Genomic DNA, 20,881 nt, shown 5'->3' with positions numbered 1-20,881 from the left:
TGATAGTGTTTATTTTTTTGTTTTATCCGACCGAGCTGAGGAATTGCTTCAGCCGCTCGGATTGCGGATTTCCAAAGATCTCGGCAGGTGGGCCCTGCTCTTCGATACGACCTTGATATAGGTAGACGACGTGGTTCGCGACCTCGCGGGCGAACTTCATCTCATGCGTGACCAGCAGCATGGTGCGCCCCTCAGCGGCCAGGTCACGGATCACGGTCAGAACTTCTCCGACCAGCTCAGGGTCCAGCGCGGATGTGGGTTCGTCAAACAGCATGGCAGACGGATCAACGGCCAACGCCCGTGCAATCGCGGCCCGCTGCTGCTGACCACCCGAAAGGTAAGCGGGAAACGTGTCCTCCTTACCGCCCAGGCCAACCCTGACCAGCAATTCGCGCGCGCGCTCGATCGCTTCTGCCTTTGGGACCTTCAGGACATGCACCGGCACCTCGATCACGTTTTCTAACAAGGTGCGGTGTGTCCACAGATTGAACTGCTGGAACACCATCGCCAGTTTGGAGCGAATGCGCTCGATTTGCTTCTGGCTGGCCGGGCTGCCATCTGCCCGCATTGCGACCTCTTCGCCGCCGATGACGATTTTGCCCGACGTTGGCGTCTCCAGAAAATTGATGCAGCGCAGCATGGTCGACTTACCAGAACCCGAACCACCGATGATCGCAACAACATCACCTTGATGCGCGATCAGATCCACGCCTTTCAGAACTTCTAAATCGCCAAAGGATTTATGCAAATCCTCTACCCGGATCGCCTCTCGGCGGGTGTCAGGTTGCTGTGCTGATGCGGCAGCGGCTGTGTCCATTTTTTGCGACCCCAATTTTCCGATTGCAGTAAGCCGCGAACATCGTAATTATGCAAGCGTATAATTAATGCAATCAGCGAAAACGAACCAGTTGTGAGCGAAGAACGCAAAAAATTCAGGCGCGAGTCGGCCGAATCCCGGCAGGAAGCTTTGATTCTAGCCACGCTGGAACTAGTTGCTGAACAGGGCGTGCGCGGCGCCACGGTGCGCGGAATCGCAGAACGCGCAAATGTGACGGGGGGGCTGATCCGCCACTACTTCAGCTCCAAAGAAGATCTGATCGTCGCCGCCTACGAGCACCACATGAACACGATGACCGACCAGACCTTTGCACTTGCGACGGGCACAGAGGTCAGCGCGCAAACCAGGCTCGCCGCTTTCGTGACGGCGTCTTTGACACCACCCGTTGTCGACCCCCGCGCCATCGCCCTGTGGGCCAGCTTTCTGAACAAGGTGCAGCACGACCCACAGATGAAAGCGACGCATGAACGGACATATGCCTATTTTCGGGACCAGCTTGAGGAACTGATTGCAGCCTCGCTGAACGAAGTTGACCGGCCCGCGCGCCCTGCCCGTTTGCGGCAATTGGCCATTGCGTGCAACGCGGTGATCGATGGTCTGTGGCTTGAAGGCGGGGCGCTGCCGGACGCATTTGAACAAGGTGAACTGGTTGAAATCGGGCTGCAATCCGTTTCCGCCATTCTCGATTTGGATCTAACGCAGGAGAGCAAGCCCAAATGAGGCTGACAGCAATCACCGAACGGCTGGCCGGATTGGGCGGCGGCAAGTGGGAAGTCCACCTGAAGGCGCGCGCATTGGCCGAGGCAGGCGCAGACCTCGTGGAAATGACGATCGGCGAACCGGACGTGCCAACACCGCAAGAGTTGTGCGACGCGGCGGCCTTGGCATTGAAATCGGGCCGTACCGGATATTCAAACGGGCGCGGAGAGGCTGGGCTTTGTGCGGCCTTGGCCGCAACATACACCGAAAGCCGTGGGCGGCAGTTTCTGCCTGAAAATATTCTGTGTTTTCCCGGCACGCAGACAGCACTTTTTGCGGTGATGCAGGGCGTCGCCGAAGCCGGGTCCGAAGTTCTGGTCGGCGATCCCATGTATGCGACCTATGAGGGCGTCATCCGCGCCAGCGGGGCTGAGCCGGTTCCGGTGCCGCTGCGCGCTGAAAACGGGTTTCGACTTCAGGCCGACGATCTTGCCGCGCGTATCACGCCGCGCAGCCGGGCGATACTGCTGACCACTCCTCACAACCCGACGGGCGCGATCCTGACCGCGGAAGATATCAATAAAATCGGTAAAATTGCGCAACAACATGACCTGTGGATCATCTCGGACGAAGTGTACGAGCATCTGGTGTTCGATGATGCCAACTTTGTGTCGCCGCTTTCTGATCCGCAGCTGGCAGACCGGGTCATCGCGGTCTCGTCGATATCGAAATCCCACGCCGCCCCCGGTTTTCGCAGCGGCTGGTGTGTGGGCCCGGCCGAGTTTTGTGCAGCGCTTCTGCCGGTCTCCGAAACCATGCTGTTCGGCAATCAACCCTTCATCGCGGACATGACGGAAAAAGCAGTACGGGACGGGTCGTCGGTCGCGGCGGGCATGGCGTCCCGCTTTGCAAGCCGCGCCCTGATCCTGGAACATCGGCTACACGCCGAAACCGGGCTTGTCGTACACCGCCCAGAGGCCGGCATGTTTGCGTTGGTCAACGTATCAGCCTGCGGCATGGACGGGGATACTTATGCTTGGGACCTGCTGGAGCATGGCGTTTCCGTCATGCCTGGCTCGGCCTTTGGCGAAAGCCTTACAGATTGGGTCCGGGTCGCTTTGACGATTGACGACGAGCGTTTCGCAAAAGCACTGGACCGCATCGTTGCCCATGCAAACCTCAGCGATCGGAACGTCGCATGACCAACCAAACATTGGGCGAAGCCTTGGTCGCAGGGCTGAAGCAGCGCGGCGTGTCTTGTGTCTTTGGCATTCCCGGAGTGCATACGGTCGAGCTGTACCGCGGCCTTGCGGCCTCTGGAATCCGTCATGTCACCCCTCGGCATGAACAGGGTGCGGGCTTTATGGCTGACGGCTATGCGCGCGCGTCGGGCAAACCTGGCGTAGCTTTTGTTATCACCGGTCCCGGCCTGACAAACACCCTGACCCCGATGGCGCAGGCACGCGCGGACTCGGTGCCAATGCTGGTGGTCTCTGGCGTCAACGAAACAGATACGCTCGGCCAAGGATATGGCCATTTGCATGAACTGCCCGATCAGCACGCCCTTGCCAAAACTGTGGCGCTGGTTTCTGAACATGTGAGCCTGCCCGGTGATTTGGACCCAGCTCTGGAACGCGCTTTTGCGACCTGCTGCTCGGAACGTCCCGGCCCCACTCATATTCAGATCCCACTGGATGTGGCAGGACACGCAGCCGAACGCGCCCCTGTCGCCAAGACCCCACCCAGCCGGACCCCGGACGGCGACGTGATCCAACAGGCTGCCGCGCAGCTCTTGGCCGCAAAACGCATTGTCATCCTGGCCGGTGGCGGTGCGAAAACCGGCGCCGAAGGTCTGAAAGCCTTAGCCGAGCGCCTAGACTCGCCAGTCGTGCAAACCGTCAACGCGCGTGGGTTGATGCATGATCATCCATTGACCGTTCCCGCTAGCCCCAGTTTGAAATCTGTACGCGCACTGATCGAAGACGCCGATTGCGTTCTCGCTTTAGGGACCGAGCTGGGCCCAACAGATTATGACATGTACGCTACGGGAAAGATGCCCATGATGCCCGGTCTGATACGTGTTGATGTTTGCCCGGATCAATTGGCCCGTCATGACACGAAAATTGCCATACAGGCCCGGACTGATCAGACAATATCCGCATTGCTTGCGACCCTGCCCGACCGGCCCGACCAGCGGGATGGCGCAGGTCGCGCCGAAAAAACCCGCGCCGCAGCTTATGAAGAGATCGGCCCGGACTACCGCGCCCAGGTCGAGATCCTGGCAGCCATGCGCGCGACTGTCCCCAACGCGCTTATAGTGGGCGATTCCACGCAACCGATCTACGCGGGTAACCTCTATTATGACCACGACCGTCCGGGCGGATGGTTCAATGCCGCCACCGGTTATGGCGCGCTTGGGTATGGCATTCCGGCCGCTATCGGTGCAGGAATTGCCGATCCTCAGGCCCCTGTGATCTGCATCGCCGGCGATGGTGGCGCCCAATTCTCGCTGCCCGAGATTATGGCCGCGGTGGATCACAACCTGCACATTACCTTTGTCTTGTGGAACAACCACGGCTACGGCGAAATCGCGACGTCAATGCAGGATGTTGGGGTTGAGGTGATCGGATGCGACCCGACTCCACCTGATTTTGCCGCCACCGCAGCCTCGTTTGGCATACCATATGAACGGGTTTCTCAGAATCCCGCTGAGATAGCGGCCGCGTTGGCTTCGGCCCGCGCGCGAAACTGCCCTTCAATTCTGGAAATCGACATTACCGGGGATCGCCCGGATCAGGAGTAACTCATGCGGAATCCTACCTTTGAATTTGCACGTGCCATCACCCGCAAGCCCGCCACGACAATTGCAGAAGGGTTGCGCGCCGAGGATATCGGCAATCCAAACCTGGACGGGATGCTGGCCGCGCATTCGGCCTATGTCAGTGCGCTGCGCAGCACTGGGGCAGAGGTGATCGAGCTTGAACCGCTTGACGCTTATCCTGACGCACAATTTGTCGAGGATACCGCACTTTGCCTTCCACAAGGTGCAATTCTGATGCGTCCCGGCGCGCCCTCTCGCATGGGTGAAGTGGCGGAAATAGCATCGACGATCCGTGCCTGCTATGACGACGTCCGCGAGATCAAAGGCCCCGGCCATGTCGAAGGCGGCGACATTCTGGTGACCGGAAAGGAAATCTTGGTGGGCCGTTCGGATCGCACCGACGCGGCAGGCGTGACCGAGCTGGCGGAAATTGCCAATGAGTGGGGCCATGCTTTGCGTGAGGTGTTTACGCCTGAAGGCGTGTTGCATTTCAAGACCGATTGTTCGCTGATGGATGCCGAGACCATCCTTGCAACCAAGCGCCTGGATGCGTCCGGGTGTTTTGAAGGCTATCGGGTTTTGCATGTCGCCGACGGTGAAGAAGCGGCTGCCAATGCAATTCGTTTCAATAATCTGGTACTGATGGCAGCAGGTTTCCCGCGCACAGCCGACACTCTGGACAAGGCGGGATTTGAGGTTGTTCAGATCGACAATACCGATTGCGCTAAACTGGATGGCGGGATGTCCTGCCTGTCCTTGAGGTTTTGAGGGTCTCAGGGACAGGCAGGACAACTGGACTTGAAGCATAGTTTATGTCTCAAGCCTTTTGACAATCTGTTCTGGTTTAGGCGAGCAATTCCCCAGATTGACCGACCATTAGCGTTCCACCATTGGCCACCTCGACATAGACACCCATGTCCATGTGACCCATCACCTTTCGAATAAGATAGGGTACATTTAAGTCCCGCTCGGCCGTTATCGGGTTAACTTCAGTTGCTGCGCACCTTTTGGTTCGCGAGAGAATCTTCAGCTTAACATCACCAAATCTCAAAACTGAACCAACGGATTCCAGCTCGGCAAACGCAGGTAACCCGTCAATCTCGATATTTGATCGGAAGCGCGCTGGGTGGACATTCGCGTTCAGTTGCTTGCCCAGTTCTTCCACAGAAGCCAGATTCAATACGGATATCGCGTTCATCATTTTCGGTGATACCACAGAAACATCCGTAAACCGATGAGGCGAAGACGAGACGAACATTGGCGGTTCGGGATCTTTTAAACCAATCTCCGACGAAAGAAAATTTGCCGCGCTCATCCGATCTTCGGGCGTTCGCATATTAAAGCGTCGTATCTTGCTGTCAGATTTGATCTCAAGAGCTTGGGTCTCGGGGTCAAAATTTGTTTGAATGCCTGCCAGAGCAGCCTCATTTAACAAAACGACAAAACGATCTTTCGGCAGTGGCTTGGGGTTCTGCTCATCGAAACCCGAATTGTATCTAGCAAATCCGAACAACCGATCACCAGGAATGCCCTCTCCTGCTCGCAGCGTCACAGTTTGCATAGGCTCCGAACTCAAGCCTTTTAATGGGTAGCGGCTCATTCGGACGATAGAGAGATTTTTCATACGTCTGCACCTTACCAATCGAGTGACCCAATACCCAGAGCAGGCTGCGCTGTTTGACGCTATCTACAATTCGCAAAGGTATCGACCAAATAATCTGTGAGCGCTTCAGACGCGGCTTAGCTAAACCTACTGGTTGCATGATGACTGCGATCACGAGCTTCGCCAATTTTAGTCGATATGGCCATTTAGAATATCTCCGCCAAAACCACTCATGCACAAAACTGATTTTATAATATGCATAATAATCAGACGCTTATAGTAAACCTTTGCGATTTTCTCCTGTCTATTGAGGTACGAACCTCAAAAATTTCTGGACTTGAGGTGCGTACCTCAAATAGCCTTGGTCATATGCCGCGATTCGCACATCCTCGATTGACGGCGCAAAAAAGGGAGGAATGGATGACTTACACAAAACTGGCTTCGGCCAGCGCAATAGTCCTTGCCGCTACTACTCTTTCTACCAAGGCAAATGCTGAAGATCTGACACTATGTTGGGCTGCGTGGGATCCGGCCAACGCGCTTGTTGAGCTGTCAAAAGAATTTGAAGCAGAGTCTGGCCACACGATGAACTTCGAATTTGTTCCATGGCCAAATTTTGCGGACCGGATGCTAAATGAGCTGAACTCTGGGGGTAAACTCTGCGACCTGTTAATTGGTGACAGCCAATGGATCGGCGGTGGTGCCGAAAACGGTCATTATGTCCAACTTAACGAATTCTTCGATGCTGAAGGCATCAGCATGGACGACTTCGCGCCAGCCACTGTCTACGCTTATTCGACCTGGCCCAAGGGTACACCAAACTACTATGCGCTGCCTGCGATGGGCGATGCGAATGGGTGGTTCTACCGCAAGGACTGGTTTGAAAACCCCGATATCCAAGCCGCCTACAAAGAGGCGACCGGTCAGGATCTGCGCGAGCCTCAATCGCAGAAAGAGCTCTTGCAGATCGCGCAGTTCTTCCAAGGTCGTGAGATCGACGGCAAGACGGTTTACGGGGCCGCAATTTTTACCGAGCGCGGCTCGGAAGGTATCACAATGGGTGTGACCGGGGCACTGTATCCATGGGGCTTCAAGTATGAAAACACACCTGGTTCGTATGATATGGAAGGTGCCGTAAATTCACCAGAAGCAGTTGAAGCACTGGAATTTTACAAAGAGTTCTACGAAACGGCTACACCTCCGGGATACACCAACTCTTACATGGGTGAGAGCTTGGACGCCTTTAAGTCCGGTCAGGTTGCCATGGCGATGAACTGGTTCGCCTTCTTCCCTGGTCTGTATGCCGACCCCAATACCGGCGGTGACAAGATCGACTTCTTCGTGAACCCACCGCAAAATCAAGCGGGTTCAACACTTGGTGGACAAGGAATTTCTGTAGTCAGTTACTCCGACAAACAGGACGCCGCGCTCGAGTACATAAAGTGGTTCGCGCAGCCAGACGTTCAGGCCAAATGGTGGGAGCTGGGCGGTTACTCGGCACATAACTCAGTGCTGGAAGATCCCGGTTTCGTAGACAGCCAGCCCTTTGCCGGTGACTTCCTGGAAGCCATGGGCGGTGTGCAGGATTTCTGGCAAGAGCCTGCTTATGCCGAGCTTCTGCTGGCCATGCAGAAACGCATCCACGACTACGTGGTCGCTGACCAAGGCACAGCTCAGGAAGCGTTGGATCTTCTGATCGAAGATTGGACGGAAGTCTTCGAAGACGAAGGCAAGCTGTAACCCGGACACAGGTACGAGCGGGAGCAATCCCGCTCCACCTTCACCCGTGAGTCCGAAACCAACAAGAACTGGCAAAGAGATGTCTGACAGGACCGTAGATCGCGTTGCGCAGGCAACGCCCGAGCGAGTTGCGCGAAAAATCCGGGGATTATCCGACCGCGCGATCGCCTGGATATTCATCTCCCCAACGATATTTCTATTGCTGGCGATCAATATCTTTCCGTTGATCTGGACCATCCAACTGAGCTTTACCAATTACAAGGCCAACCGGATCGGGCGTGAAGTCAAAGATGTCGGTCTCAGGAATTACGAGCGTATTCTGACGGACTCGGACACATGGCTGAACATGCAGGCGACCGCGCATTTCCTGTTCTGGACGATCTTCTTCCAGGTCCTGATCGGGTTCACGTTGGCGTGGTTAATCAACAAAAAATTCAAGGGCAACGATCTTTGGACAACGATCATCGTGCTGCCGATGATGTTGTCTCCGGCTGTTGTCGGGAATTTCTGGAAGTTCCTGTACCAGCCTCAGATTGGCCTGTTTAACTACATCGTGTCCTGGTTTACCGGCAAGGACCCATCGAGCTTTGAAATGCTGGGATCCGTAACGTTGGCCCCATGGGCGATTGTGATTGTCGACACCTGGATGTGGACCCCCTTTGTGATGCTGATCTGTCTGGCCGGGCTGCGCAGCATCCCAGATTACATATACGAGGCGGCTGAGATCGACAGGGCCAGCAAGCTGCGGCAGTTCTTTACGATTACCATCCCGATGGTGCTACCGTTCCTTATGTTGGCGGTGCTGTTCCGGGGAATTGAGAACTTCAAGATGTTCGACCTGGTGGTTCAGCTAACTGGCGGAGGTCCGGGTTCTGTTACGGAACTCACCTCGATCAATCTAAAACGAGAGGCGTTTGAAAAGTGGCGTACGGGCTATGCCTCGGCCTATGCGATCATCCTATTCGTCACCGTGTTCGGCCTTGCGTCGATCTACGTCAAAGCCCTGAACAAGGTGAAACAGAGATGAGTGGTTTTTCCGTCACTGAACCTTCCAACCGGTCTAAGTGGATCGCAGGCTTCTTGGTCGTTACTTATGCGTTGATTACGATGATCCCACTGGTCTGGATTTTGCTGACTGGCTTCAAATCCCCGGCCGATGCGATCAGCTATCCGCCCAAAGTGGTCTTTGGCCCAACGCTTGAAGGGTATGTAAACCTCTTCACCACGCGCACGCGGCAAACGCAGGAGTTTCTGGAAGCCAACCCGCCGCAGAACTGGGCCGATGAGATCGTGCGCCAATACGACATGGTGATTGTCGGGCCATCAAAGTTCGGTGAGCGTTTTATGAATTCGGTTATCATCGGGTTCGGCTCGACCTTCCTGAGTATTTTCCTTGGCACGCTGGCCGCCTATGCGTTCAGTAGGTTCAAGGTCCCGCTCAAGGACGACCTTCTGTTCTTCATCCTGAGTACAAGGATGATGCCGCCGGTTGCTGTTGCTATCCCAATCTTCCTGATGTTCAGGAACCTTGGATTGAGCGATACGCACCTGGGAATGATCCTGCTTTATACAGGGGTTAACATCTCACTGGCGGTTTGGTTGCTGAAGGGTTTCATCGACGAAATCCCACGAGAGTACGAAGAAGCCGCCCTTATAGATGGCTACACGAGGTTTCAGGCATTCTACAAAGTGGTGCTGCCGCAAGCCGCCACAGGCATCGCATCAACTGCGATCTTCTGCCTGATCTTCGCGTGGAATGAATACGCATTTGCCGTGCTGCTGACCTCCGCGAACGCGCAAACAGCGCCGCCATTCATCCCGACCATTATCGGTATTGGCGGCCTGGACTGGCCGGCTGTGGCGGCAGGTGCCACGATCTTCCTTATCCCGGTCATGATTTTCACCATCCTGATGCGCAAACACTTGCTGCGCGGGATCACGTTCGGAGCCGTACGCAAATGAGCGAATTTCTTAGCGGATTGATGCGGCTCCGCCGCGGCCCATGGGAGATGGTCGCAACCATCCTAATTGCACTGGGTGTCTTCATGCTGATGCAGCCCTTTGTCCTTTGGGCCTTCACCTACTCTTTCATCGTCACGCTGATCGGAACCGTCATGTTCATCATCGTCAGCCATTTCCCGGAGTAGAAATGGCCCAGATCGTAGTCAAAAACGTAAAAAAGATGTTCGGCGACTTCACCGCTGTACGCGAAAGCTCGTTCACGATTGAGGACGGTGAGTTTTTCATGCTTCTTGGGCCATCCGGTTGCGGAAAGACGACAACGCTGCGGATGATCGCAGGGTTGGAACTTCCAACCTCGGGTGAAATCTACTTGGACGGTGAAGAGATCGGCCAGCGACCGCCATCAGAGCGGGACATTGCTTTCGTGTTCCAGATGTTCGCGCTGTATCCCCACATGAACGTGCGCAAGAATATCAGCTATCCACTGATATCGCAGGGCATGCCGCGTGCTGCTGTCAAAGCCAAAGTCGAGGAAGTTGCACGAATTCTGGGGATCAAGGACATCCTCGATAGCCCAGTAGGTGGACTTTCAGGCGGCGACAGGCAGCGCGTGGCGCTGGGTCGCGCGATTGTTCGCGAGCCCAAGGCGTTCATGATGGACGAACCTCTTGGTGCCTTGGATGCCGAATTTCGCGAGCATATGGCAGAAGAACTGCGCGCTCTTCATGATCGCATGGGCGCAACCACTGTGTACGTTACACATGACCAGCTGGAAGCCATGCAAATGGGCGACAAGATCGTGGTGATGAACAACGCTGTGATCGAGCAATTCGGTACTCCTCAGGAAATCTACGACAAACCGGCCACAATGTTCGTTGCAGATTTTATTGGATCTCCTTCGATGAACTTCCTGCCGTTTCAGGGAAAGGTCGCGCCTGGCTCGGAAATGGTTCGACTGAATGGCCATGACGAAGCCGTGCCCAAGCTGATGGAAGGGGCGGAAGGTGACCTGGTTTTCGGCGTTCGTCCCGAGCATGTTTTTCTGTCAGACGACAGCGCCTACAGGGCCAAAGTCCTGGCAGCGGAATATCTGGGAACCACCCAGATCGTGACTCTGCAAAGCCCGAACGGAGAGCTGAAAGCCCGCATTGATGCGCGCAAAGTGGTTAATCCCGGCGAGACGGTAGGACTGGAATTCCGATCACCTGCAGTAACCCTGTTTGAAAAATCTACCGGACGCGCGTTGAGGTCCGCTTTGAACGACGAGGTACTAAGCAATGGCTGAAGTCGTTTTGCAAAATATCTCGAAGTCATTCGGTAGTCTAAAAGCGGTGGATGGTATATCGATGACGATCCCCAACGGTGCCTTTGTGGTGTTGTTGGGGCCGACGGGCGCAGGGAAAACAACGACGCTAAGATTGATATCCGGGCTTGAGAAACTGGATTCAGGAACGGTGCACATTGCCGGTCGTGACGTTGGAATAGATACTCCTGCCCAGCGTGATGTAGCGATGGTTTTCCAGCAATACTCGCTATACCCCCATATGACAGTACGAGAGAACCTGTCTTTTCCCCTGCGGTCACCGATCCTAAAAACACCCGAAGATGAGATCGTCAGGAAGGTTGGCGAGGTCGCGGAAATTCTCCAAATTCCGCACAAGCTGGATAACAAAGCAACTGAGCTGTCCGGCGGCGAAATGCAGCGCGTTTCAATTGGACGGGCGCTTGTGCGGGACCCCCAGATATTCCTGATGGACGAACCCCTCAGCTCTTTGGACGCCAAACTTCGAGCGGATTTGCGTGTGGAACTGAAAAGGATTCAGGCAGACCTGGGATCAACCTTACTATACGTGACCCATGATCAGGTCGAAGCCATGACAATGGCGACGCATATCGGCGTTTTGGAAAACGGCAGGCTGGTTCAGTACGGTACCCCTCGCGACATCTATGAAAATCCCGGAAGTGTGTATGTTGCCAGCCGCTTGGGACTGCCACGGATTAACATCCTTCCGTCCGCGTTGTTCGGAGGCGATCACAAAGGTCCGCAGATTGGTCTTCGCCCAGAAAACATCATCGAAGGTGAAGGCACGGATGCACGTGTAGTGCGTGCCGAACACTTGGGAGATCAAACGCGGCTGCACCTAGACTTAAACGGCCACCCGGTTGTGACCCTGATTGATATCCATCAGGACTACCCCTCTGGGAAAGTAATAAAAATCCGACCACACAACCCATTGTATTTTGACGCGTCCGGCACGCGAGTGACTTAAGGAGCAAAAGCATGGCCCAGTTCCTCAACACGAAAGAAACTCTGGTGACAGAGGCCATAGATGGTCTTCTTGCGTCATCCGGAGGACAACTAACCCGGCTGGACGGTTACCCGCACATCAAAGTCGTCTACAGGTCCGATTGGGACAAGTCGAAAGTCGCTTTGGTTTCCGGCGGAGGGTCTGGGCACGAGCCAGCCCACGCGGGTTTTGTTGGCGCTGGTATGCTGACAGCAGCAGTATGTGGAGAAGTTTTTGCGTCCCCTTCAGTAGAGGCGGTTTTGGCTGGCATTCTCGCCGTTACGGGGGAGGCCGGGTGCTTACTTATCGTCAAGAATTACACAGGTGATCGGTTGAACTTTGGTCTGGCGGCTGAGCGCGCCCGCGCATTGGGCCGCAAAGTAGAGATGGTTGTTGTCGACGATGACATCGCCCTGCCCGACCTTCCGCAACCGCGTGGCGTGGCAGGAACGCTGTTCGTGCACAAGATCGCTGGTGCGCTTGCTGAAGATGGTGCTGACTTGGACACCGTTACCAATGCCGCAAGAACCACTATAGCGAAGGTCGTCAGCATAGGTATGAGCCTGGACACCTGCACCGTCCCAGGTTCTCCGAAAGAGGACAGGATTGCGCCCGGAAAAGCGGAACTCGGCTTGGGCATCCATGGCGAGCCCGGTGTACAGCAGGTGGAATTCTCGAATGCTGTATCGGCCATGTCCACAGTGGTGGGGAAGCTGAAGCAACGGGTGGGTTCCGGGGATTGTGTGGCGTTGGTCAACAACCTTGGCTCTACAACACCATTAGAAATGGCTGTTCTCACACATGCCCTGTCTGAGACTGATATTGCCAGCCATATAATTGGCCCAGCACCAATGATGACATCGTTGGATATGCACGGATTTTCTGTTTCTATTCTGCCCGTAGATCAACACGAATTGTCAAAACTAGAAGCTCAGGTTGATCTGGTTGCTTGGCCCGGTGTCAATTCCATCACCCCAATAAAAGTAGCGCCTTTGCCTGATGGTTTGACTCCGATCGATCCAATTCCTTCGAATAATTCTGCGACGAAGGAAACGATCTCTCGTTTGTCTGAACTTCTCATCAACGCTGAGAAGAACCTGAACGAGCTGGACGCCAAATCCGGGGATGGCGACACGGGGAGCACTTTGGCGACTGCAGCAAGGGCGTTGCAAGGTAGCCTTGACCGAATGCCGCTTGCTGACTTGACACAACTGTTTCCAGCGTTGGGCAATGAATTGAGCCAGACGATGGGTGGTTCTTCCGGCGTAATACTTGCAATATTCTTTAACGCCGCTGGAGATGCCTGTGCGAGCGGCGCTTCGGTACCGAAGTCTTTGGTCGAAGGTCTGAACCGCGTTAGCCAAGTCGGCGGCGCCAAGGTCGGTGACAGGACCATGATTGACGCCTTGGCACCTGCGCTTGCCGCACTCCCATCTGGCCTTACTCACGCGGCAAAGGCAGCTCGCGAAGGTGCAGACAACACGGCCAAAATTCGCCGTGCGAAGGCGGGCCGGGCAGCCTATGTTCCCGAAGAAAACCTAGTTGGACATAACGATCCCGGCGCTGAGGCTGTTGCTTTGTTGTTTGAAGGCTTAGCGCGGGAGATTGAAGGCTGAAGAACACGTGGAAGACCAAAAGCAAAAACTAGAATTGGTTAAAAAGCCAACTGTCAATGACATCGCGCGTGTTGCGGGTGTCAGTCTGGCGACTGTTGACCGGGTCTTGAACAGACGCCCTGGCGTGCGGGCCGTAACCGTACAGAAAGTACAAAAGGCAATTGATGAGCTGGGCTATGTGCGCGACACGGCTGCGGCCAACCTTGCGCGAAACCGAGTTTACAACTTCCTCTTTGTGTTACCGGACACGGATAACGAGTTTGTAGAGGCGATTAGCAGTCAGATCGCAGAGCAATCTCGTGACCAATTCATCGAGCGGACACGTACTTCGATAAAGAAGGTAGCTCCGTTTGAGCCGCAGGATATCGTCAACATTCTGGATACTGTCGAAAGCTTGGACGTTGATGGAGTTGCCGTTTTCGGTCCTGAAACACCTTCTGTCCGCGACGCCGTAAAGAGGGTCAGAGATAAGGGCGTTCCAGTCGTCGCCTTGGTGTCTGACTTGCCGAGTTCTGAGCGGGACCATTTTGTGGGAATCGATAACGTGTCTGCAGGACGCACAGCTGCCCAGTTGATGGGGCGATTTGTAGATCGCAAAGGCAAAGTACTGGTCCTGACAGGCTCTCGTTTGGCACGTGACCACCTAGAGCGTCGCCAAGGCTTTGATCTAGTTGTGGCTGAGGAATTTCCACACCTCGAAGTCGTAGCGTCTGTCGAGGGCCGGGATGACCCGGATCTGATTTACACGATGATGCCCGAGATCTTTGAAACCTACCCGGATCTGGTTGGAATTTATTCCTCCGCCGCAGGCAATGCAGGACTGATTCAATTTCTTTCAGAAAACAAGCTCAGCAAAGATCTGGTGATCATAGCGCATGAGCTTACTCCGCTTAGTCGTGAGGCGCTTACGCTCGGTACATTTGACGCTCTTATCTCGCAAGACACTGGGCACATTGTTCGTTCAGCCGTCCGTCTGCTGCGTGCAACTTCGGACAAAGTGCCATTCAATAAAGCCCAGGAACGTATCCGTATCGACATCTATCTGAAGGAAAATTTACCGCCATAGAGGCTTAGGTTTTGGGGAGGAAATTTTATGAAAACGATCAAAGGGCCAGCTTTGTTTCTTGCGCAATTTGCGGGCGATGAGGCGCCGTTCAATTCGTGGGACGCGATAACTAAATGGGCAGCTGACTGTGGGTATAAGGGCGTTCAGGTTCCCAGTTGGGATGGCCGGTTGTTTGACCTTGAACTGGCCGCGTCCAGCACCGGTTATTGCGATGACTTCAAAGGCAAAGCCAGGGAAAATGGTGTCGAAGTCACTGAGCTGTCGACGCATCTTCAGGGCCAACTTGTGGCAGTTCACCCAGCCTATGACAGTGCGTTTGATGGCTTCGCGGCCGAAAGCGTCAGGGGAAACCCGAAAGCCCGGCAAGAATGGGCAGTAGACCAGGTCAAAAAAGCACTATCCGCTTCCAAAAATTTGGGCATTTCGGCACATGCGACATTCTCAGGCGCATTGGCGTGGCCCTATGTCTATCCATGGCCGCAGCGACCTGCAGGCTTGATTGAAACGGCGTTTGATGAACTCGCTCGTCGTTGGGTACCGATCCTTGATCACGCCGAAGAATGCGGCGTTGATGTCTGCTACGAAATTCACCCTGGAGAGGATCTCCACGACGGCGTGACCTACGAAATGTTTCTTGAGAGGACAGGCAATCACCCTCGCGCCTGCATGTTATACGACCCGTCGCATTACGTTCTTCAGTGCCTCGACTACCTGGACAACATCGACATCTACAAGGACCGAATACGCATGTTCCATGTTAAGGATGCCGAGTTTAATCCAACCGGTCGTCAGGGCGTTTATTCCGGGTATCAAAGCTGGGTAGATCGGGCCGGACGGTTTCGGTCGCTTGGTGATGGCCAAGTGGATTTCGGTGCAGTCTTCTCAAAGATGGCCGCGAATGACTTTGATGGCTGGGCTGTGGTCGAATGGGAATGCTGTCTCAAACACCCCGAGGATGGTGCGCGCGAAGGCGCTCGGTTTGTGTCAGATCACATTATCCGTGTGACCGAGAAAGCTTTTGATGACTTCGCGGATGGTGGTGCCGACGAAGCCGCAAATCGTGCAATGCTGGGGATTAAGTGATGGTCACAGGACGCAGTGAAGAAACGTCAGGACGCATTCGGCTTGGCATGGTTGGCGGCGGAAACGACGCTTTCATCGGCGGCGTTCATCGCATAGCCGCGCGACTGGACGACAAGTTCGAGCTGGTTGCTGGAGCTTTGTCTTCGACACCACAGAAATCTCTTGAAAGTGGTGAGGCATTGGGCCTCGAACGAGTTTATGAAGATTTCAAGCAGATGGCGATAAGAGAAGCCCGGCTGAAATCTGGGATCGAGGCGGTGTCAATCGTTACGCCAAATCACGTCCATTATGCAGCCGCACGTGAGTTCCTGAAACGCGGTATTCATGTCATTTGTGACAAGCCACTCACCTCGACCCTTGCCGATGCAAAAAAGCTGGTCAAAGCGGCAGAAAGCGCGAACGCCCTATTCATTTTGACCCACAATTATACCGGCTATCCAATGGTTCGGCAGGCGCGTGAAATGGTTGCCAACGGCGATATTGGCAAGATCCGCGTGGTTCAGGTTGAATACCCGCAGGACTGGCTGACCGAACAGCAGGACTTCAAACAGGCGGAATGGCGAACCGATCCCGAACGCTCGGGCGCGGGTGGATCAACCGGTGACATCGGAACCCATGCTTACAACCTTGCCTGCTTTGTGACCGGGCTGACAGCGGAAAGCTTGGCGGCGGACTTGCAAGCCTTTGTGCCGGGGCGCAAAGTCGATGACAACGCGCATGTCTTGCTTCGCTTCGTAGGCGGAGCGCGTGGGATGCTGTGGTCTTCTCAAGTGGCGCCCGGCAATGAAAACGCACTTCGTTTGCGCGTCTATGGCGAAAAAGGAGGATTGGAGTGGTCTCAGGAAGATCCCAATTATCTTTGGTTCACGCCATACAACGAGCCCAAGCGCCTGATCACCCGAAATGGAGCTGGAGCCGGTGACACTGCCAATCGGTTGAGCAGAGTTCCTCCGGGCCATCCCGAGGGATATCTAGAAGGTTTCGCTAATATCTATGGAGAAGCTGCTGAGGCGATCCTAGCTTTCCGAAACGGGATTTCACCTGACGCATCCGTTGTTTATCCAACGGTTCACGACGGGCTCAATGGTGTTAAGTTTGTAGCCGCTTGCGTGCAAAGCTCTTCAAGGAATGCGGCTTGGGTCAAGTTGGAATAAATCCCGGTGCAACGTTCAGATCACACACCACTGCGAGATCTTCGAAACCGGGGATGAAAGCTGGCGCTTCAAAAACCGCGAAAAACGTTAATCCCAAACCCCGGAGGCCCGCCACAACGGCGTTAAATGGAGGTTACGCAGCGCCGGGCCTGTTCATCACTAAGGGTGTCAAAATTGGATGACGACTGACACAGCCCTGATTTTGTAAGCGTTGCATGTAGCACCGGACCAGAGCCTTTCGGCGACAGAACCGTCGCAGTAAGTTGGCCCCACGAACAATATACAGCACCCAAAGCGATGGCTGGTTTCTTCAGCAAGTCTTTAGAAATTTGATCGCAGCGAAGTGAACTGATCAGCTTGTCCGTTGCTTGTAATAGGTGTCTTTGTGCACAATTAGCCCATCGCGATAGGTCAGGATGTCGACGCTGAGGAACTCTTCTTTCGAACCATCCTTATGCGTCGCGGTGCGCCGGTATTCACAGTAGGCTTTGTTGCCCGAGATCGCGCAGTCCAGCGTTTCCCAGTGCACGTTTTCGACTTTTTCGAACAGCGCAGAAAATGCACCCCGGATCGTTTCGGCGCCTTCCAGACGCACGCCATGCTCGTCCGGACCGACGGCGTGATCAAATGTGGCGTCGGCTGCGAAATGCTTCATAACGGCATCGATGTCATTGGCATTAAACGCGTCGCCGACGGCGTCGACGAGGGCTCGGGTCAAAGCGGTCATGATTGCGGTCCTTTTCCTTGAAGCATATCGCAAGTGTGCTTGAAGAACGGGCTTGCCGGGTCGACAAGCACGTTCAATTCGTCAAAGTGATCGACGTCCGGGACGATGTAGAGGCCGACCTCGCGGTCCGCGGTCCCAAATTTTTCGACATACATCCGAGCTTGCCGGTGAAATTCGTCGGTTTCCGCGCCACCGACAACGACCAGCTGCGGTGCATTCGTGATTGGCGGGTGGTTGGTCATCGGGCTTTCCGCTTCGGCCTCTTCCGGCGTCATCCGGACACCGGCATTCAGCGCTTCAGTCAGGCGCACCGGTTCCAGATAGCTGAGCGGGGACACCGGGATGCCAGATTTGATCAGGTCTGCAGGAAGATCGTCGCCAAGCGAGGGCCAATCGGTCGCCATCATCATCTGCGTAATATGCCCGCCAGCCGAATGACCCATCACGGTGATACGGTCTGGATTAAGACCCAAATCACGCGCATTGCGCCAAATAAAAGCCATCGCTTCGCGGATTTCTTCGGAAATACGCGTGATGGTTACCGATGGGCACAGGTCATAGCCGACGATTACAACATTGCACCCTGCCGCGACAAAGGGCGAGGAGATGAAGCTGTAAATCGACTTGTCGCCGCGTTGCCAATAGCCACCATGGACATACACCAGTGTTGGGGCATCCACATCCGGACAGCGGAAAACATCGAGCTTTTGTTTCTCACCTTCGCCATAGCGGATATCGAGGCTGCAATCGGATGTGGCGCGCGCGGCCTCGCTGTCGCGGCTCCATGCGGGAATGACAGTCTCTTCATAGTCAGGCCGCCCTGCCCGCAGATTGTATTGCGCGTCGAACTCCTCAGGACTGAAGCGGGTGTGATAGGTCAGATGATCTTTCATGGCAGAGCCTCGGGTTGGGGTGCTGAAAAGAACGCGCCGCGGGAAAAGACAAGGGGCGGAACAGGTACATGGGTGTAGTTGATGACACGGCCTAGAAGGATTTCATGATCATTTGCGTCGACCCTGCTGTGAACCATGCATTCCAACTGCGCCGAGGCTCCGGGGATCAGCGGGGTCGCGGTTCCAGCGGTCCATTCGGTATCGGTAAACCGGTTTTCGACATCACTGGCGAAGTGCATCGCCAGGTCTTTCTGATCGGCCGACAGGATATTGACGGCGAAATGATCGCATTGCGCCAGCGCCGGAAAGACACGGCCGGACTTTGCGACGCAAACCGAGACAACCGGCGGCTGCAATGAGACCGAGGTAAAGGAATTGGCGGTCAGGCCCCATGGCGCACCGTCCGCGTCATAGGTGGCGATGATGGTCACCCCCGTCGGAAAGGCACCAAGGGCGCGGCGATAGTCGCGGACGTCCATCATAGCACCCCTTCGTTGGCACAGGCTTTTTCCAACTCGGCCCATTCGTCGGGGTTGGTCCCGAAATGGCGCATGACGTGATCCTGATATGCGGGACGGCCCGCAAGTCGCTGGTACCAAGCCTCGACATGTGGCAGCGGCGGGCGGTCGACCTCGACGTTGAAGTAACGATAGGCCACACAGCCCAAGGGAATATCTGCCATCGTAAAGCTGTCCCCACAGACATAGGCACGATCGGCAAGGTGTTGATCCAGAAGGGTCAGGGCCTCATGCGCCTCATCACGCAGCTTTGCGATCTTTTCCGGGTCGCGCTGGTCCAGCTGCGTGCGCACCGTTGCGAAGAACAGGTAGATCACCGGCCCAAAGGCGCGGCTTGCCGACCACTCCATCCACTGATCCGCAGTCGCACGGGTTTGAACGTCCGACGGGCTCAGCGTTCCCGCACCGTAGCGGTCACAGAGATAACGTACGATGGCGAGGCTTTCCCACAATGCAAAGTCGCCATCCCGGATCGCCGGGATCATCCTGTTAGGATTGATCTGCGCGTACATTTCAGTGTCGAGCTTGCCAAAGCTGCCGCCGGCAAGTTGCAGCGTATAGTCCAACCCCAACTCATTCGCTGTCCAGATCACCGGAATCACATTCGATGAATAGGGACGTCCCCATATTTCAAGCATGTTCCAGCATCCTTTTTTGCGCGATGGATTGCGTGCCGAACTTTGGAACCACGTATTCGAACAGGCGATGCCAGCTGGCCAGGATTTTCTCGTAAGCCACACCGGTATATTGCTGCATCAGCATGAGGTGATCGAGGCCGATGGTTTCCTGCCGCTCGGCAAAGCGATCCGCAACGTATTCGGCATCGCCCACCACAATGATCCCGCGCTTGTTGAGGAAGTCGAACCAGTCCATATCCTCATCTTCGGGCGTCATCTGTTCACCGACATCCAGATAGCCATGCTTGGTCCATTCTCCTTTGGGACGCGACCCGCCGAGGAATTCATAATAGGCATTGATCGGGCCGCGGATCGTGTTCACCGCCTCTTCCATGCTTTCACCGACATAAAACGCCGTGCAAACACCAACGCCCTCGCCCAGCTTTACTTCACGCCCTTCGCGTTGCGACAGGGTCTGACGATAAGGCTCCCAACAGGCCAGCGTTGCCTTGAGACCCGCCGCCATCGAGATCACGCCCCAGCCACGTTCGCCCGCCAGTTTGAACGTGGGCGGAGCGTTCGACATCAGCCAGACCGGCGGATGGGGGTTGGAATAGGGGCGCGGATGCACATACATCGCTTTGTATTCGCCGTCTTCGTCGTGGTAGCGCGGGTCCAGAGGATCAAAGAACCGGTTGGTCTCTTTCCATCCGGGAACCGGGAACTGATAGAACTCACCGTGATGAGTGAACGCCTCGTTGGTCCAGGCTTTCAGGATGATCTCAAGGCTTTCCTGATACAGTCGCATTACTTTAGCATTGTCGCGCCGGTCCGCGTCCTTATTGAATTGAAGGGTCGAGCGTTCGTTGATGCCCTTGGCAACACCAAAATCAAACCGGCCTTGGGTCATATTATCCAACATTGCAGCATCTTCGGCGACACGCAGGGGGTGCCAATCGGGCAAGATGATGGGGGCGGTCCCAACCCGCAGTTTCTTGCAGTGCGCGGCCACATGCGTACCGATCTGGATCGGGTTGGGCGGCGCATTCATATAGCCGTTATGGGCAAAGTGATGCTCGGTGAACCATGCGGTTGTGAAACCAGCCTGCTCGGCTAAAGAACACTGTTCGAGGATCATTTCCAGCGTGCGCGCCCATGGAATCGTCTCGCCGGGGCTGAAATTGGCAATCAAATCAAAGCGCATAGCTTCCTCCCATGCAGTCCAAGCGTGGTTGATTTTTTTCCTATATTTCAAC

At 55.2% G+C, this 20,881-nt stretch carries 21 protein-coding genes; 14 read left to right on the top strand and 7 right to left on the bottom strand.

Going from position 1 to position 20,881, the window contains the following annotated elements; all coding sequences use genetic code 11:
• Window positions 1–22 precede the first annotated feature (22 nt).
• Window positions 23–817 (bottom strand): ABC transporter ATP-binding protein, encoded by a 795-nt coding sequence (locus ABWV79_RS11820; RefSeq protein ID WP_170356309.1) that lies wholly within the window; start codon window positions 815–817, stop codon window positions 23–25.
• 93 nt (window positions 818–910) lie between these two features.
• On the opposite strand from ABWV79_RS11820, the gene ABWV79_RS11815 reads away from it, so the two are divergent.
• The 4 genes from ABWV79_RS11815 to ABWV79_RS11800 are packed head-to-tail and all read left to right on the top strand — an operon-like array spanning window position 911 to window position 5,126.
• Window positions 911–1,558 carry a TetR/AcrR family transcriptional regulator gene (locus ABWV79_RS11815; protein ID WP_353392129.1) on the top strand — a complete coding sequence of 216 codons (648 nt, stop codon included), beginning with the start codon at window positions 911–913 and terminating at the stop codon, window positions 1,556–1,558.
• On the top strand, window positions 1,555–2,739 hold the full coding sequence (locus ABWV79_RS11810) for a pyridoxal phosphate-dependent aminotransferase (RefSeq protein ID WP_353392127.1): 1,185 nt from the start codon (window positions 1,555–1,557) through the stop codon (window positions 2,737–2,739). The genes ABWV79_RS11815 and ABWV79_RS11810 overlap by 4 nt, the downstream gene beginning before the upstream one ends.
• On the top strand, window positions 2,736–4,340 hold the full coding sequence (locus ABWV79_RS11805) for a 5-guanidino-2-oxopentanoate decarboxylase (protein ID WP_353392125.1): 1,605 nt from the start codon (window positions 2,736–2,738) through the stop codon (window positions 4,338–4,340). Before ABWV79_RS11810 ends, ABWV79_RS11805 begins: the two co-directional genes overlap by 4 nt.
• A gap of 3 nt (window positions 4,341–4,343) precedes the next feature.
• Window positions 4,344–5,126 (top strand): arginine deiminase family protein, encoded by a 783-nt coding sequence (locus ABWV79_RS11800; protein ID WP_353392123.1) that lies wholly within the window; start codon window positions 4,344–4,346, stop codon window positions 5,124–5,126.
• A gap of 76 nt (window positions 5,127–5,202) precedes the next feature.
• Here ABWV79_RS11800 and ABWV79_RS11795 read toward each other — a convergent pair whose 3' ends face one another.
• Window positions 5,203–5,982 (bottom strand): MOSC domain-containing protein, encoded by a 780-nt coding sequence (locus ABWV79_RS11795; protein WP_353392121.1) that lies wholly within the window; start codon window positions 5,980–5,982, stop codon window positions 5,203–5,205.
• Between the two features lie 399 nt (window positions 5,983–6,381).
• On the opposite strand from ABWV79_RS11795, the gene ABWV79_RS11790 reads away from it, so the two are divergent.
• From ABWV79_RS11790 to ABWV79_RS11745, 10 genes are all read left to right on the top strand, one after another.
• Window positions 6,382–7,701 carry an ABC transporter substrate-binding protein gene (locus ABWV79_RS11790; RefSeq protein ID WP_170724798.1) on the top strand — a complete coding sequence of 440 codons (1,320 nt, stop codon included), beginning with the start codon at window positions 6,382–6,384 and terminating at the stop codon, window positions 7,699–7,701.
• A 79-nt stretch (window positions 7,702–7,780) separates the two neighbouring features.
• Window positions 7,781–8,728: a carbohydrate ABC transporter permease gene (locus tag ABWV79_RS11785; RefSeq protein WP_170332156.1), complete on the top strand. Its 948-nt coding sequence runs from the start codon at window positions 7,781–7,783 to the stop codon at window positions 8,726–8,728.
• A complete protein-coding gene (locus ABWV79_RS11780; RefSeq protein WP_353392119.1) occupies window positions 8,725–9,663 on the top strand; it encodes a carbohydrate ABC transporter permease in 939 nt (312 codons plus the stop codon). The genes ABWV79_RS11785 and ABWV79_RS11780 overlap by 4 nt, the downstream gene beginning before the upstream one ends.
• Window positions 9,660–9,848, top strand: a complete 189-nt coding sequence (locus tag ABWV79_RS11775; RefSeq protein ID WP_093965435.1) for a hypothetical protein — start codon at window positions 9,660–9,662, stop codon at window positions 9,846–9,848. Before ABWV79_RS11780 ends, ABWV79_RS11775 begins: the two co-directional genes overlap by 4 nt.
• A 2-nt stretch (window positions 9,849–9,850) precedes the next feature.
• A complete protein-coding gene (locus ABWV79_RS11770; RefSeq protein ID WP_353392117.1) occupies window positions 9,851–10,948 on the top strand; it encodes an ABC transporter ATP-binding protein in 1,098 nt (365 codons plus the stop codon).
• Complete coding sequence (locus ABWV79_RS11765; protein WP_170356301.1) at window positions 10,941–11,933, top strand: ABC transporter ATP-binding protein; 993 nt, start codon at window positions 10,941–10,943, stop codon at window positions 11,931–11,933. The genes ABWV79_RS11770 and ABWV79_RS11765 overlap by 8 nt, the downstream gene beginning before the upstream one ends.
• Before the next feature lie 11 nt (window positions 11,934–11,944).
• Window positions 11,945–13,567 carry a dihydroxyacetone kinase subunit DhaK gene (locus ABWV79_RS11760; protein ID WP_353392115.1) on the top strand — a complete coding sequence of 541 codons (1,623 nt, stop codon included), beginning with the start codon at window positions 11,945–11,947 and terminating at the stop codon, window positions 13,565–13,567.
• Between the two features lie 7 nt (window positions 13,568–13,574).
• Window positions 13,575–14,633 (top strand): LacI family DNA-binding transcriptional regulator, encoded by a 1,059-nt coding sequence (locus ABWV79_RS11755; protein ID WP_353392113.1) that lies wholly within the window; start codon window positions 13,575–13,577, stop codon window positions 14,631–14,633.
• A gap of 27 nt (window positions 14,634–14,660) precedes the next feature.
• Window positions 14,661–15,716 (top strand): sugar phosphate isomerase/epimerase family protein, encoded by a 1,056-nt coding sequence (locus tag ABWV79_RS11750; RefSeq protein WP_353392110.1) that lies wholly within the window; start codon window positions 14,661–14,663, stop codon window positions 15,714–15,716.
• Complete coding sequence (locus ABWV79_RS11745) at window positions 15,716–16,870, top strand: Gfo/Idh/MocA family protein (protein WP_353392109.1); 1,155 nt, start codon at window positions 15,716–15,718, stop codon at window positions 16,868–16,870. Before ABWV79_RS11750 ends, ABWV79_RS11745 begins: the two co-directional genes overlap by 1 nt.
• A 352-nt stretch (window positions 16,871–17,222) precedes the next feature.
• Here the strand turns inward: ABWV79_RS11745 and ABWV79_RS11740 are convergent, their stop codons facing one another.
• Genes ABWV79_RS11740 through ABWV79_RS11720 form a run of 5 tightly spaced genes read right to left on the bottom strand, consistent with a single transcriptional unit; the run spans window position 17,223 to window position 20,829 of the window.
• Window positions 17,223–17,597, bottom strand: a complete 375-nt coding sequence (locus ABWV79_RS11740) for a nuclear transport factor 2 family protein (RefSeq protein WP_353392107.1) — start codon at window positions 17,595–17,597, stop codon at window positions 17,223–17,225.
• The gene (locus ABWV79_RS11735) at window positions 17,594–18,490 is read right to left on the bottom strand and encodes an alpha/beta hydrolase (RefSeq protein WP_353392105.1); all 897 of its coding nucleotides are present in this window, start codon (window positions 18,488–18,490) and stop codon (window positions 17,594–17,596) included. The genes ABWV79_RS11740 and ABWV79_RS11735 overlap by 4 nt, the downstream gene beginning before the upstream one ends.
• Window positions 18,487–18,972: a flavin reductase family protein gene (locus ABWV79_RS11730; RefSeq protein WP_353392103.1), complete on the bottom strand. Its 486-nt coding sequence runs from the start codon at window positions 18,970–18,972 to the stop codon at window positions 18,487–18,489. The genes ABWV79_RS11735 and ABWV79_RS11730 overlap by 4 nt, the downstream gene beginning before the upstream one ends.
• Window positions 18,969–19,646, bottom strand: a complete 678-nt coding sequence (locus ABWV79_RS11725) for a glutathione S-transferase family protein (protein WP_353392101.1) — start codon at window positions 19,644–19,646, stop codon at window positions 18,969–18,971. The genes ABWV79_RS11730 and ABWV79_RS11725 overlap by 4 nt, the downstream gene beginning before the upstream one ends.
• Entirely contained in the window at window positions 19,639–20,829 is a 1,191-nt protein-coding gene (locus tag ABWV79_RS11720; protein WP_353392099.1) for an LLM class flavin-dependent oxidoreductase, read from the bottom strand. The genes ABWV79_RS11725 and ABWV79_RS11720 overlap by 8 nt, the downstream gene beginning before the upstream one ends.
• Between the last annotated feature and the right edge of the window lie 52 nt (window positions 20,830–20,881).

Origin of the sequence: Ruegeria sp. HU-ET01832 (genome assembly GCF_040371315.1) — a bacterium.
Taxonomy (GTDB): Bacteria; Pseudomonadota; Alphaproteobacteria; order Rhodobacterales; family Rhodobacteraceae; genus Ruegeria; species Ruegeria lacuscaerulensis_A.
Note: the sequence above shows the minus strand (reverse complement) of the source record. Positions and strands in the feature narration are given on the sequence as shown.